Annotated in this window: 13 protein-coding genes; 6 read left to right on the plus strand and 7 right to left on the minus strand. The window is 72.9% G+C overall.

The genetic code is table 11. The annotated features are described in order from the left end of the window. Positions 1-66: 66 nt before the first annotated feature. From otsB to ACIQ6R_RS19265, 3 genes are all read right to left on the minus strand, one after another. On the minus strand, positions 67-936 hold the full coding sequence (otsB, locus tag ACIQ6R_RS19255; protein WP_404222575.1) for a trehalose-phosphatase: 870 nt from the start codon (positions 934-936) through the stop codon (positions 67-69). Positions 937-1,037: 101 nt separating this feature from the next. Beyond that, a complete protein-coding gene (locus ACIQ6R_RS19260) occupies positions 1,038-1,262 on the minus strand; it encodes a DUF3263 domain-containing protein (protein WP_404176177.1) in 225 nt (74 codons plus the stop codon). Between the two features lie 37 nt (positions 1,263-1,299). Continuing rightward, entirely contained in the window at positions 1,300-2,517 is a 1,218-nt protein-coding gene (locus tag ACIQ6R_RS19265; RefSeq protein ID WP_404176689.1) for an extracellular solute-binding protein, read from the minus strand. Between the two features lie 185 nt (positions 2,518-2,702). Here ACIQ6R_RS19265 and ACIQ6R_RS19270 point away from each other — a divergent pair, with 185 nt between their 5' ends. The 3 genes from ACIQ6R_RS19270 (at position 2,703) to ACIQ6R_RS19280 (ending at position 5,969) form a co-directional block, all read left to right on the plus strand. Then, positions 2,703-3,725 (plus strand): ROK family protein, encoded by a 1,023-nt coding sequence (locus tag ACIQ6R_RS19270; protein WP_404222677.1) that lies wholly within the window; start codon positions 2,703-2,705, stop codon positions 3,723-3,725. Beyond that, on the plus strand, positions 3,725-4,870 hold the full coding sequence (gene nagA / locus ACIQ6R_RS19275; protein WP_404222576.1) for an N-acetylglucosamine-6-phosphate deacetylase: 1,146 nt from the start codon (positions 3,725-3,727) through the stop codon (positions 4,868-4,870). Before ACIQ6R_RS19270 ends, nagA begins: the two co-directional genes overlap by 1 nt. Before the next feature lie 163 nt (positions 4,871-5,033). Beyond that, entirely contained in the window at positions 5,034-5,969 is a 936-nt protein-coding gene (locus ACIQ6R_RS19280) for a 1-phosphofructokinase family hexose kinase (protein WP_404222678.1), read from the plus strand. An 85-nt stretch (positions 5,970-6,054) separates the two neighbouring features. Here the strand turns inward: ACIQ6R_RS19280 and ACIQ6R_RS19285 are convergent, their stop codons facing one another. Together ACIQ6R_RS19285 and cdgB are read right to left on the minus strand one after the other, a co-directional pair. After that, positions 6,055-7,038: a carbohydrate-binding protein gene (locus ACIQ6R_RS19285; protein WP_404222577.1), complete on the minus strand. Its 984-nt coding sequence runs from the start codon at positions 7,036-7,038 to the stop codon at positions 6,055-6,057. 118 nt (positions 7,039-7,156) lie between these two features. Then, a complete protein-coding gene (gene cdgB, locus ACIQ6R_RS19290; protein WP_404176185.1) occupies positions 7,157-8,821 on the minus strand; it encodes a diguanylate cyclase CdgB in 1,665 nt (554 codons plus the stop codon). A gap of 358 nt (positions 8,822-9,179) precedes the next feature. Here cdgB and ACIQ6R_RS19295 point away from each other — a divergent pair, with 358 nt between their 5' ends. Together ACIQ6R_RS19295 and ACIQ6R_RS19300 are read left to right on the plus strand one after the other, a co-directional pair. Next, a complete protein-coding gene (locus ACIQ6R_RS19295) occupies positions 9,180-9,779 on the plus strand; it encodes a flavin reductase family protein (RefSeq protein WP_404176188.1) in 600 nt (199 codons plus the stop codon). A 48-nt stretch (positions 9,780-9,827) separates the two neighbouring features. Then, positions 9,828-10,298, plus strand: coding sequence for a GNAT family N-acetyltransferase (locus tag ACIQ6R_RS19300; RefSeq protein WP_404222578.1), 471 nt, complete (start codon positions 9,828-9,830; stop codon positions 10,296-10,298). Here ACIQ6R_RS19300 and arfB read toward each other — a convergent pair whose 3' ends face one another. Then, complete coding sequence (arfB, locus tag ACIQ6R_RS19305) at positions 10,299-10,736, minus strand: alternative ribosome rescue aminoacyl-tRNA hydrolase ArfB (RefSeq protein WP_404176193.1); 438 nt, start codon at positions 10,734-10,736, stop codon at positions 10,299-10,301. A gap of 157 nt (positions 10,737-10,893) precedes the next feature. Between arfB and ACIQ6R_RS19310 the strand changes: the two genes are divergently transcribed. Next, positions 10,894-11,469: a TerD family protein gene (locus ACIQ6R_RS19310; RefSeq protein ID WP_121747691.1), complete on the plus strand. Its 576-nt coding sequence runs from the start codon at positions 10,894-10,896 to the stop codon at positions 11,467-11,469. A 166-nt stretch (positions 11,470-11,635) separates the two neighbouring features. Here the strand turns inward: ACIQ6R_RS19310 and ACIQ6R_RS19315 are convergent, their stop codons facing one another. Next, the gene (locus ACIQ6R_RS19315; protein ID WP_404222580.1) at positions 11,636-12,289 is read right to left on the minus strand and encodes a response regulator; all 654 of its coding nucleotides are present in this window, start codon (positions 12,287-12,289) and stop codon (positions 11,636-11,638) included. Between the last annotated feature and the right edge of the window lie 36 nt (positions 12,290-12,325).

Consider the following 12,325-nt stretch of genomic DNA (forward strand, 5'->3'; position numbering starts at 1 on the left):
CAGTGCCCACCCGTGCCGCCCCGGGCGGCACGCACGCCCAAGGGACGGGGCGGCGGGGGCGGGCGGCTAGGTGAGGCGCGTCGCCAAGGCTCGCAGGAGGTGCACCACGCCCTCCGAGCCGTCGACCACCACGTCCGCTCGTTTTCTGAGGTCCGGGACCTCGTCGCTGCCGCTGCAGACCAGGAGGCCCGGGGTGGCCTGCGTGCGGAGGGCGTCGACGGCCGCGAAGGCGGGGAGATCGCCGAGGTCGTCGCCGGCGTAGAGGACGGCCCTCGCGTCCAGTTCCCGGACGTACTCCCGCAGGGCGGCGCCCTTGTCCATGCCGGGTGGGCGCAGTTCCAGGACCATGCGGCCCGGTTCGACGATCAGGCCGTGGCGGGAGGCGAGGTCGGCGAGGGGGGCGCGCAGGGTGTCGAAGGCTGCCTGGGGGTCGGGGGCCCGGCGGGTGTGGACGGCGACCGCGTGGCCCTTCTCCTCGATCCACGTGCCCTGCCCCGCCCCGGAGCGCTCCAGCAGCCCCGGCAGCCCGGCGCGTACGGCGGCGACGCCGGGGTGCGGTGCGGGGGTGGTGAGGGCGCCGGTGGCGGCGTCCCAGCGCTCGGCGCCGTAGTGGCCGAGGACGACGAGGTGGTCCAGGCCGGGGACGTCGGCGAAGCCGCCGTGGCGGACCGCGACCTCGGCCGGGCGGCCGGTGATCACCGCGACGGCGGCGACCTTCGGGGCGAGGGCCGCGAGCGCCGGTACGGCGTCCGGGTGGGCGCGGGCCTGGTCGGGGTCGGCGACGATCGGGGCGAGTGTGCCGTCGAAGTCGAGGGCGATCACCGCGCGGCCCGGATCGGCGAGGAGAGCGTCGAGCCCTTCGCGTCCGGCCGCCGTCGCGGGGGTCGGCAGGTGGTCCGGGGAGTCGTCACGGATGGAGTCCTGGTGGCTGCCCATACCGCGAACCTATCCCGCCGGGGCGGAAGGCAATCCCACCGCCGACTCACCGCCGACCCACCCCCACCTCACCCCCGCCTCGCCACCGCCAGCCCGCTGCCTCACCGCTCCGAGCGGCGCGACTCCCGTACGCGGCGCAGGCGGTTGACCGTCACCGGGTCGGCCGCCAGGGCGCGGGGGTCGTCCAGGAGGGCGTTGAGGAGCTGGTAGTAGCGGACGGGGGCCAGGCCCAGTTCCTCGCGGATCGCGCGCTCCTTCGCACCGGGGCCGGGAAAGCCGCGGCGCTCCAGCGCGAGGATGTCGTGCTCCCTCTGTCCCAGGTCCATGAACGGCACCGTAACGCCCGCCACCGACAGCGGGCCGCTACTCCGCGCTGCCCGCCCGCATCGCCGTCGTCTGGATCCGGCCGAGCACCTCTTCGGGGCTGCCGCCGGAGGCCACCGCCTGGCCGATGTGCTTCTTGACGTCCGCGCTGACCGAGGCCCAGGAGGTCTTGCCGACCGGGTAGAGCTCGGAGAGCAGCAGTTCGTCCAGGAAGGGCTTGAGGTTCTTGTCCTCCGCGGCCGTGCTCATGACCTGGGACGCGGACGTGGTCACCGGCAGCAGGTCGTACCGGCGGGAGAAGTCGAGGACGTTCTCGTCGCTGTAGACGAAGTCGAGGAAGTCGCCGATCTCCTCCTGGTGGCCGTTCTTCTTGAAGGCCGTCATCCAGTCGGTGACCCCGAGCGTGTTCGCGCTCTCGCCGTCGATGCCGGGGGTGGTCACCATGCCGTACTTCACCCCCTTGTCGGAGGCCATCTTCATCAGCGAGGGGTGCCCGTTGAGCATGCCGACGTCGCCGTTCGCGAAGGCGGCGAAGGCGTCGGCCCGGTCGAGCTTGCCGGGGGCGACCGGGCCGGTGAGGCCCTTGCCGACCAGTTCGTCCCGCAGCCAGGTGAAGGTGGTGACGTTCTGCGGCGAGTCGACGGCGTAGGTGCCGACGTCGTCGGTGTAGCCGCCCCCGCCGCTGAGCATCCACTGCATCGTCTCGGCCTGCGCCTCCTCGGCGCCCAGCGGCAGCGCGTACGGGTACTTCACGCCCTCCGCGTCCAGTGCCTCGGCGGCCTCGGCCAGCTCGTCCCAGCTCTTGGGCGGCGTGATGCCGGCCTCGCTGAAGAGGGTCTTGTTGTAGAAGAGCACGCGGGTGGAGGCCGCGAAGGGCAGGCCGTACTGCACCCCGTTGACCTGGCCCGCGCCGGCGAGCTGGGAGACGAAGTCGGCCTGGACCGGGATGGAGAGCACGTCGTCGGCCCGGTAGAGCAGGTCCTTGTCCGCGTAGTCGGAGTAGGCGCCGATCTGCGCCAGGTCGGGCGCCTCCCCGGCCTCGACCATCTCGCGGACCTCGCGGTCGACGTCGCTCCAGGAGTGGACGGTGACGTCCACGTGCACGTCGGGGTGCTTGGCCTCGAAGGCCTTGGCCAGCTCGTCCCAGTACTTCTGGGAGCTGTTGGCCTCGCTGTCGCCGTAGTCGGCGGCGACCAGCTTCAGCGTCACCTCGCCGGAGTCCCCGGTGAGCCCGCAGCCGCCGAGGACCGCTGTCATGCCCAGCGCGGACACCACCGCGATCGTTCCTGCCCTACGCCGCTGCACCCTGATCCCCAACCCTGCGCTTGTTCGTTTAACGGATTAAGGTCTACACCACGGCAGTGGACTAGACCTCTCCCGGGTCAACGGGCCACACTGTCCCCGTGAGACATGTCATCGCCCTCGATGTGGGCGGCACCGGGATGAAGGCCGCCCTGGCGGGGCCTGGGGGCGAGCTGCTGCACCAGGCCCGCCGGGCCACCGGCCGCGACCGCGGGCCGGACGCCGTCGTCGCGGGCATCCTGGACTTCGCCGCCGAACTGCGCGCCTACGGTGCCGACCGGTTCGGCGAGCCCGCGCGCGCCGCCGGTGTGGCCGTCCCCGGCATCATCGACGAGGAGCACGGCACCGCCGTGTACGCGGCCAACCTCGGCTGGCGCGACGTACCGCTGCGGGCGCTGCTCGGCGACCGGCTCGGCGGTATCCCGGTCGCCCTCGGTCACGACGTGCGCACCGGCGGGCTCGCCGAGGGGCGGATCGGGGCCGGGCAGGGCGCCGACCGGTTCCTGTTCGTGCCGCTGGGCACCGGCATCGCGGGCGCCATCGGCATCGACGGCCGGGTGGAGTCGGGCGCCCACGGCTTCGCGGGCGAGATCGGCCACATCGTCGTACGGCCCGGCGGCACCCCGTGTCCGTGCGGGCAGCGCGGCTGCCTGGAGCGGTTCGCGTCCGCGTCGGCGGTCAGCCAGGCGTGGGCCGAGGCGTGCGGCGACCCGGGCGCGGACGCCGCCGACTGCGCCAAGGCCGTCGAGTCGGGCGACGCCCGCGCGCTCGCCGTGTGGCAGGACGCCGTGGACGCGCTCGCCGACGGGCTGGTCACCGCGCTCACTCTGCTGGACCCGCGCGTCCTGATCATCGGTGGCGGCCTCGCCGAGGCGGGGGAAACCTTGTTCACACCGCTGCGGGACGCCGTCCGGCGGCGCGTCACCTTCCAGAGGCTTCCGGAACTGGTCCCCGCGGCGCTGGGGGACACCGCCGGCTGCCTGGGTGCCGGGCTCCTGGCCTGGGACCTGCTCGGCACCGGCGGTCCCGGCACCGAAACGCCCGGCGCCCGCCAGCCCGGCGCCGACTCCACCGGAGCCGACTCCACCGGCGCCGGCTCCCTCGGCACCGATCCGCTCAGCACCACTCCCACCACCGCGACTCCCCCGGAGGTAACCACCTGATGGCCCCAAGCAAGGTTCTCGCCGGTGCCCGGGTGGTACTGCCCGCCGGCACCGTGGACGACGGCCGCGTGATCGTCGACGGCACGCGGATCGCGGACACGGCGCCCCCGCAGGCCGAAGTCGTCGACGTGTCGGGCCACTGGGTGGTCCCCGGCTTCGTCGACATCCACAACCACGGCGGCGGCGGCGCCTCCTTCGCCGGCGGCACCGCCGAGGACATCCTCAAGGGCGTTCACACCCACCGCCTGCACGGCACCACCACAGTGGTCGCCTCCGCCGTCACCGGTGACCTGGACTTCCTCGCCCGGCACGCCGGGGTGCTCGCCGAGCTGGCCCAGCAGGGCGACATCGCCGGCATCCACTTCGAGGGACCGTTCATCTCCCCGTGCCGCAAGGGCGCGCACGACGAGCAGCTGCTGCGCGACCCCGACCCGGCCGAGGTCCGCAAGCTGGTCGACGCCGCGCACGGGCACGCGAAGATGGTGACGCTGGCCACCGAGCTGCCGGGCGGCCTGGACTCCGTACGGCTGCTCGCGGAACACGGCGTGATCGCGGCGGTCGGGCACACCGACGCGACGTACGAGCAGACGCTCCAGGCCATCGACGCGGGCGCCACGGTCGCCACGCACCTCTTCAACGCGATGCCGCCGCTCGGCCACCGCTCCCCCGGCCCGATCACCGCCCTGCTGGAGGACGAGCGGATCACCGTCGAGCTGATCAACGACGGCACCCACCTGCACCCGGCCGCGCTTCAGCTGGCCTTCCACCACGCGGGCGCCGCCCGGGTCGCCTTCATCACCGACGCGATGGACGCGGCCGGCTTCGGCGACGGCCGCTACCTGCTCGGCCCGATGGAGGTCGAGGTCGCCGACGGCGTGGCCCGGCTGGTGGAGGGCGGCTCGATCGCGGGCTCCACGCTCACCCTGGACCGCGCCTTCAAGCGGGCGGTGACGGTGGACGGGCTGCCCGTCGAGGACGTCGTCGCGGCGATCTCCGCCAACCCGGCGCGGCTGCTCGGCATGGCCGACCGGGTCGGCTCCCTGGAGCCCGGCAAGGACGCCGACCTGGTGGTCCTGGACGACGCGTTCGACCTGGTGGGCGTCATGCGCCGGGGCGAATGGGTGGTCGATCCCCAACTGGGCTGATCCGTCCCCGAGTCGGTCCCGGGACCGGTCGACGGTGGCCGATCCCGGGGGTGGGCCCGCCGCCGTCCATTTGGCATGATCGTGTCCCCGGAAGGCGACTTCCGGGGACACGGCAGCCGCAGACGATCGGGGGAGGTCGACGCAGGTGACACAGGTGGCACCAGTGATTCTCACCGTCACGCTGAACACCGCTCTCGACATCACCTACCGCGTCCCGGCCCTCCGGCCCCACGCCTCCCACCGGATCACCGCGGTGACGGAGCGCCCCGGCGGCAAGGGGCTGAACGTGGCCCGGGTGCTGGCGGCCCTCGGGCACGAGGTGACGGTCACCGGCTTCGCGGGCGGCACCACCGGAGACGTCGTGCGCGAGGGGCTCACCGGCGTGCCCGGGGTGGCCGACGCGCTGGTGCCGGTCGCGGGGGCGACCCGGCGCACCATCGCCGTCGTCGACGAACGCACCGGTGACACCACCCAGCTCAACGAGCCCGGCCCGGCCGTCGCACCCGCCGAGTGGAACGCCTTCCAGGAGACCTACGAGGACCTGCTGGCCGGCGCCGCCGCGGTGGCCCTGTGCGGCAGCCTGCCGCCGGGCGTCCCGGTGAACGCCTACGCCGGGCTGGTGCGCACCGCCCGCGCCGCCGGCGTCCCCGTCCTGCTTGACACCAGCGGGGAGCCGCTGCGCCGGGGGGTCGCCGCCCGCCCGGACCTGATCAAGCCGAACGCCGACGAGCTGGCCGAGCTGACCGGTTCGCACGAGCCGCTGCGGGCCGTCCAGGCCGCCCGGCGCCGCGGTGCCCGTTCGGTGGTCGCCTCGCTGGGCGCCGGGGGGCTGCTCGCGGTGACTCCGGAGGGCCGCTGGCGCGCCGCGCCGCCCGCCCACGTCCGCGGCAACCCGACCGGCGCGGGCGACTCGGCGGTCGCGGGACTGCTCTCCGGCCTGGTCGAGCACCTGCCCTGGCCGGACCGCCTGGCCCGCGCGGTCGCCCTGTCCGCGGCGACGGTGCGGGCACCGGTGGCGGGCGAGTTCGACCGGGGGGCGTACGAGGAGCTGCTCGGCCGCGGGGTCGCGGTGACGGCGGAGGCGGCGGGCGCGGCGTGACGCGCCGGCCCGTGTCGCCCCAGGGTCTGCCAGCCGGGCCCTGGTCCTCGACCGAGTCGTCGACCGAGGGCCTGTCGGCGAGGACTCAGTCCTTGACCTGGCCCTTCTTCAGGGAGAACTGGTCCAGCAGGACGTTGCACTTGTCGCCGTCGGCGCAGGACAGCGAGATCGTGTTGGTGCCCTTGTTCAAGGTGGGCCAGGCGTAGGTCTTGGTCCAGCCCTTGGCGAAGTCGCCGTCCTTGGCGCCGGTGAAGTTGCCCAGGTTCAGCTTGCTGCCGAACTCCTTGCCGTTGACCGTCAGGGTCATCGACTGGTCCTCGCCGGCCGCGCTGTAGCCGGCGAAGAGGGTGTAGAGGCCGTCCTCGGGGATGCCGTCGACGGTCCAGGTGACCGAGGCACCGGGCTGGTTGAGATTCGCCACATAGACACCGCCGTCCGACCGGGCGCCCTCGATGTCCGACGCCGTCGCCACGCCGGGCGACAGCCGCAGCGCCTTCGCGTCCACGGCCGGGAGCTTCACCTCTTTCTCGGCGCCGTCGCTCGCCGACGGGCTCGGGTCGGTGGTGCCGGACTGGGTGGGGGCGGTGCCGCCGCCCGCCTCGTTGCCGCCCTTGTCGTCCTCCGAGCCGCTGCTGGTCATGGCCACGGCGATGCCGACGACCACCGCGGCGACGACCGCGACCGCGCCGATCAGCAGGCCCTTGGTGTTGGGGCCGCGGCGCCCGCCGCCCCCGCCGCGCGCCGACTGCTGCGGGGCGGTGGGGGCACCGCCGCCGGGGAAGGTCTCCGGCGCGGCGTAGTGCGCGTTCGACCGGCCGTAGGCGCCCTGCTGCTGGCCGTAGCCGCCCTGCTGCTGCGGGGCGGCCTGGCCGTAGGCGGCGGTCTGGGCGGCCTGGCCCTGCGGCGCCCCGTACTGCCGGGTGCCGACGGGACGCACCCGGTTGACGGAGTTCGGGTAGCCGTAGCCACCGGACGGCGGCTGGGCCCCGTTGGCCTGCCCGTCGGCGTAGAGGTAGCCGAAGGGGTCGTCGTCCTCGGGCGTGCTCGCGCCGTTGTTGCCGGGCGTCATCCCTAGGTCTCCTAACCAAATGCGGTGCGTGTGCGGTATGGGTGTGAGATGGCGAGCCTACCCGCTCCGGCTGACCCAATCGGGTGACTCAGACCGCATCAGCGCGCTGACCTGGTGATCATCCCGCCCGGCGGTGCTGTTTGGGACGAGATCGTTTCTCGACGTACATCCGTTCGTCAGCTGACTTCAGCACTTCGTCCGCCGTCATGCCGCAGTGGGCCCACCCGATGCCGAAACTGGCGCCCACGCGGACGGCCCTTCCCTCGGCCCGGATGGGCTGGATGATCTCGTTGCGCAGCCGTACGGCGAGGTCCTCGGCGTCGGCCCGGCCGAGCCCGTTGGCGAGGATCACGAACTCGTCGCCGCCGAGCCGGGCCACCGTGTCGCCGTCGCGCACGCCGCCGCTGAGCCGGCGGGCGACCTCGATGAGCACGGTGTCGCCGGCGTTGTGCCCGAACCGGTCGTTGATCGACTTGAAGCCGTCCAGGTCGCAGAAGAGGACGGCGAGCCCCTTCGTGCCGTCGTCGCGGCCGTCCTCGGGGGCGACGGCGTGCACATGGTGGTCGTAGGCGCCGTACGGCTCGGCGACCGCGCCGAAGTCGAAGGTGTGGCCGCCGGAGTCGAAGACGGCGGTGTCCCCGTACGCCGCGTCCATGGCGTCGGCGACGGCCGCGTGCGAGGTCTGCGGGCGCCGGCACAGCCGGGCGGCGAGGCGGGAGCGCAGCTCGGCGGAGTTCGGCAGGCCGGTGAGCGAGTCGTGGGAGGCGCGGTGGGCGAGCTGCAGCTCGCGGCGCTTGCGTTCCTCTATGTCCTCGACGTGGGTGAGCAGGAAACGCGGCCCGTCGGCGGCGTCGGCGACGACGCTGTTGCGCAGCGAGACCCAGACGTAGGTGCCGTCGCGGCGGCCCAGGCGCAGCTCGGCCCGGCCGCCCTCGGCGGAGGTGCGCAGCAGGGTGCCGATGTCCTCGGGGTGGACGAGGTCGGAGAAGGCGTAGCGGCGCATCGCGGAGGCGGGGCGGCCCAGCAGGCGGCAGAGCGCGTCGTTGGTGCGCAGGATCCGGCCGTGCTGGTCGCCGCCCATCTCGGCGATGGCCATGCCGGAGGGGGCGTACTCGAAGGCCTGCCGGAAGCTCTCCTCGCTGGCCCTGAGCGCCTGCTGGTCGCGCTCCAGGCGGACCAGGGCGCGCTGCATGTTGGAGCGGAGCCGTGCGTTGCTGATCGCGATGGCGGCCTGGAACGCGTACATCTGCAAAGCCTCGCGGCCCCAGGCGCCGGGGCGGCGGCCGTTGCGCGGCCGGTCCACGGACAGGACGCCGATCAGCTCGCCGCTGTTGCCACTGCCCTGCGGGCCGGGCGCGTACATCGGGGCGAAGAGGCGGTCCGAGGGGTGCCACTCGTCCTCGAAGCGGGGCGCGGGCCCGTCGGTGTACCACTGCGGGACGTCGTCGTCGTCGAGGATCCAGCCCTCGGTGTGGGGTATGAAGATCAGGTCGCCCCACTGCTCGCCCATGCCCAGGCGCCGGTCCCAGGACTCCCGGGAACCCGCCCGGCCGGTGATGAGCGCCTCGGCGGCCTGGTTGCCGGAGAAGGCGGCGACGACGAGGTCGCCGTCGGGGCGGACCAGGTTGACGCACGCCAGCTCGTACCCGAGGGCCTGGACGACGCCGTCGGCGACGGTCTGCAGGGTGTCGGCCAGGCTGCGGGCCGTGTTCATGTCGGCCATGACCTGGTGCAGTTGACGCAGGGACGCAAGGCGGACGTAGGGCTCCGACTCGGTCTCCATGCTCGCCCTCCCCCCGAGACCTCGCAGCGAATCAAGGGTTCTCTTCGGCGCCCTTACTGATGGTGCCCTTGCAGGTTCCCCGCCACTGAATCACAGCGCGCTCCTCACTCGGTACACAGGGTCAACAATTACCGCCCCTTGTGACTCAAGTCACAGCGAAAGATGAACAATTGAGTGGTGTTTCTGCGTTTTCCCTGTGCGTTTACTGAACGCAAAGTTTGTAGGTATGCGCACGTCTCCTTCCGGGGCTCGTGCGGGTCTCCTTCCGGGGCTCCCCGGGCCTCCTCCCGTGGTCCTAGGTCCCGGTTGGGACCGGGGGCCGATGCCCCGTCGGCGGACCGGCGATTAGCGTGGCGGGGTGCCGAACACTCCTTCCCTCACGTCCTCCGCGTCCCCCACGCTCCCGTCGCCGTCGCCCGCCGCCGGGCATGCTGAGGGGGTGAGCAACGAGGAGTTCCGTGCCGCCATGTCCCGGCTGGCCTCGGGCGTGGTCCTGGTGACCGCGCAGGAGCCGCCGCTCGACCCCGACGACCCGCAGGCGCCGAGCGGCGAGGACGTCGGTATGACGGCCACGGCGTTCATGTCGGTCTCCCTGGACCCGCCGCTGGTCCTGGTCAGCCTGCGCGAGGGCTCCCGCATGGACGACCTGCTCGACGAGCAGCCCCTGTGGGCGGTCTCCGTCCTGTCCGAGAGCCAGCGGCACATCGCGGGCCGCTTCGCGATGAAGGGCCGCGTCAGCGACCGGCTCCTCTTCGCGGACATCCCCTATCTGCGGGGCGAGGCGTCCGGGGCGCCCCTGGTGGGCGGGGCGCTGGCGACCCTGGAGTGCCGCACCGAGCAGCGGGTGCCCGCCGGGGACCACACCCTGGTCATCGGCCGCGTGCTGACCGCCTCGCTGCCGAGCGCGGACGGGGGGCCGCTGGCGTACTTCAAGGGGCGGTACCGGCAGCTGGGCTGACCCGCAATTCGCTCGCCCGTCCCCGCACCGCGTGCCTAGGGTGCGCGCATGACGACCAGCACCGCGCTCCGCCTCGAAGAGGTCACTCCCGCGAACTTCGAGGCCGCCATCGGCATACGGGTGCACCCCGAGCAGGAATTCGCCGTCTCCCCGGTGGTGCGGTCCCTCGCCGAGGCCTACGTCCATTCCGGCGTCGCCTGGCCCCGCCTGATCGTGGACGGCGACCGTCCCGTCGGCTTCCTCATGGCCTTCTTCGACATCGACTGGTACGAGGACGGCAGCGTGCGGCGCTCCGGGCTGTGGCGGCTGAACATCGCGGCCGGGGAGCAGGGCCGGGGGTACGGGCGCTTCGCCGTGGAGTCGGTGGCGGAGGAGGTGCGCCGCCGCGGCGGCAAGGAGTGCTGGGTGACGTGGCATCCGGGCCCGGACGGCCCCGAGGGCTTCTATCTGGGGCTGGGCTTCCGCCCCAACGGGGAGACCAGCGAGGGCGAGACGGTGGGCGTGCTGGAGCTGGGCTAGCTAGTCCCAGTTCTTCGGGGTGCGGCCCCGCTTGGTCTGCGAGCGCTGCTTCTTCTCGCGCAGCCGGCGTTCGTTGATACCGCGCGGGATGCGGGTCGGCCTGCGGGGCTTGGGCGGGGGCGCGGTGGCCTCGGCGAGGAGGGCGGCGAGGCGTACGGCGGCGGTCTCGCGGTTGCGCCACTGGGAGCGGTGCTCGGAGGCGCGGACGGTGACGACCCCGTCGGTCAGCCGCCCGGCCAGCCGCTCCAGCGCCCGGCTCTTCCACACCTCCGGCAGGGCCTCGGACCTCGCCAGGTCGAAGCGGAGCTCCACCGCCGTGTCCGTGGTGTTGACGTGCTGGCCGCCCGGCCCCGAGGAACGCGAGAAACGCCAGACGAGCTCGGCCTCGGGCAGGGAGACGGAGCCGCGGATGACATGGGGACCGGACATGCCGTCCATGTTCCCGTCCCGGGGCCGCCCACGTCACCCCAATATCCTGATCCCGGGCTCGGTAAAGAAAGTAAAGCGAGCAGGAACCTTGCGTACCCCTCTCGTCGTTCATGGGGGTAGCTGTAGCTTTCTTGCCGTACATAAACGAAGGAAGGGACTCCCAACAATGGCTGTAAGCCTGTCCAAGGGTGGCAACGTCTCGCTCACCAAGGAGGCTCCGGGCCTGACCGAAGTCACCGTGGGCCTCGGCTGGGACGTCCGTACCACCACCGGCACCGACTTCGACCTCGACGCCTCCGCGATCGCGGTCAACACGGAGGGCAAGGTCTACTCCGACGCCCACTTCGTGTTCTTCAACAACAAGCAGACGCCGGACAACACGATCGTCCACACCGGTGACAACCGCACCGGCGAGGGCGCCGGCGACGACGAGGCGATCAACGTCAACCTGGCGGGTCTCCCGGCCGACATCGAGAAGATCGTCTTCCCGGTGTCGATCTACGACGCCGAGAACCGTTCGCAGAACTTCGGCCAGGTGCGCAACGCCTACATCCGCATCCTCAACAAGGCCGGCGGCGCCGAGATCGCCCGCTACGACCTGTCCGAGGACGCGGCCACCGAGACCGCCATGGTCTTCGGCGAGCTGTACCGCAACGGCGCCGAGTGGAAGTTCCGCGCCGTCGGCCAGGGCTACGCCTCGGGCCTGGTGGGCATCGCCCAGGACTTCGGCGTGAACGTCTGACGTTCACTCACCCGTTCGTTCCGTACGAAGGTCCCCCGGTCGTGCGCCGGGGGGCCTTCGGCGTTCCGGCGGCGGGGTGTTCACGCGGCAGGGCGTCACGGCAGCGGACCCTCCCGGCGGCAGGGCGTCACGGCGGCAGGCGGCGCTCCGTCACGGCCGCAGGGCGTCACGGCAGCAGGCGCCGCTCCTTCGCCACCGCGACGGCGCCCGCGCGGGTGTCGACGCCGAGCTTGTCGTAGACGCGGCGCAGATGGGTCTTCACCGTGGCCTCGCTGATGAACAGGGCGCGGGCGATCTCCCGGTTGCCGAGTCCGGTGGCGAGCTGGGCCAGGATGTCGCGTTCGCGGTCGGTGAGGGAGGGGCGCGGGCTGCGCATGTTGGCCATGACGCGGCTGGCGACCGGTCCGGACAGGGCGGTGCGGCCCTCGGCGGCGGCGTGGATGGCCGCGAAGAGTTCCTCGGGGCGTTCGGCCTTCAGCAGGTAGCCGGTCGCGCCGGCCTCGATGGCGCGGGTGATGTCGGCGTCGGTGTCGTACGTGGTCAGGACCAGGACGTGCGGGGCGGTGCCCCCGGCTTCGGTGAGGCGGCGGGTGGTCTCCACGCCGTCGATACCCTCACCGAGTTGAAGGTCCATCAGCACCACGTCCGGCGCCAGCCGCGCGGCGAGCGCGAGCGCCTCCTCGCCGGTTCCCGCCTCGCCTGCCACCTCGATGCCGGGGGCGCTGTCGAGCAGGGCGAGCAGCCCGGCGCGTACGACGACGTGGTCGTCGCAGACCAGGATGCGCACGGGGGCGGGGCCGGTGTCTGCCGGGTCGGTCATCGGGGGGCCTCCAGCGGGTCGGCCGGGTCGGTCATC

The organism is Streptomyces sp. NPDC096048, assembly GCF_044763415.1.
GTDB lineage: Bacteria > Actinomycetota > Actinomycetes > Streptomycetales > Streptomycetaceae > Streptomyces.

Coding starts and splice junctions, on each gene's coding strand:
- ACIQ6R_RS19315 (WP_404222580.1), bottom strand. CDS start 12,289: ATGACCGACCCGGCAGACACCGGCCCCGCCCCCGTGCGCATCCTGGTC.
- ACIQ6R_RS19300 (WP_404222578.1), top strand. CDS start 9,828: ATGACGACCAGCACCGCGCTCCGCCTCGAAGAGGTCACTCCCGCGAAC.
- ACIQ6R_RS19270 (WP_404222677.1), top strand. CDS start 2,703: ATGAAGGCCGCCCTGGCGGGGCCTGGGGGCGAGCTGCTGCACCAGGCC.
- otsB (WP_404222575.1), bottom strand. CDS start 936: ATGGGCAGCCACCAGGACTCCATCCGTGACGACTCCCCGGACCACCTG.
- cdgB (WP_404176185.1), bottom strand. CDS start 8,821: ATGGAGACCGAGTCGGAGCCCTACGTCCGCCTTGCGTCCCTGCGTCAA.
- arfB (WP_404176193.1), bottom strand. CDS start 10,736: ATGGACGGCATGTCCGGTCCCCATGTCATCCGCGGCTCCGTCTCCCTG.
- nagA (WP_404222576.1), top strand. CDS start 3,725: ATGGCCCCAAGCAAGGTTCTCGCCGGTGCCCGGGTGGTACTGCCCGCC.
- ACIQ6R_RS19265 (WP_404176689.1), bottom strand. CDS start 2,517: ATGACAGCGGTCCTCGGCGGCTGCGGGCTCACCGGGGACTCCGGCGAG.
- ACIQ6R_RS19285 (WP_404222577.1), bottom strand. CDS start 7,038: ATGACGCCCGGCAACAACGGCGCGAGCACGCCCGAGGACGACGACCCC.
- ACIQ6R_RS19260 (WP_404176177.1), bottom strand. CDS start 1,262: ATGGACCTGGGACAGAGGGAGCACGACATCCTCGCGCTGGAGCGCCGC.
- ACIQ6R_RS19310 (WP_121747691.1), top strand. CDS start 10,894: ATGGCTGTAAGCCTGTCCAAGGGTGGCAACGTCTCGCTCACCAAGGAG.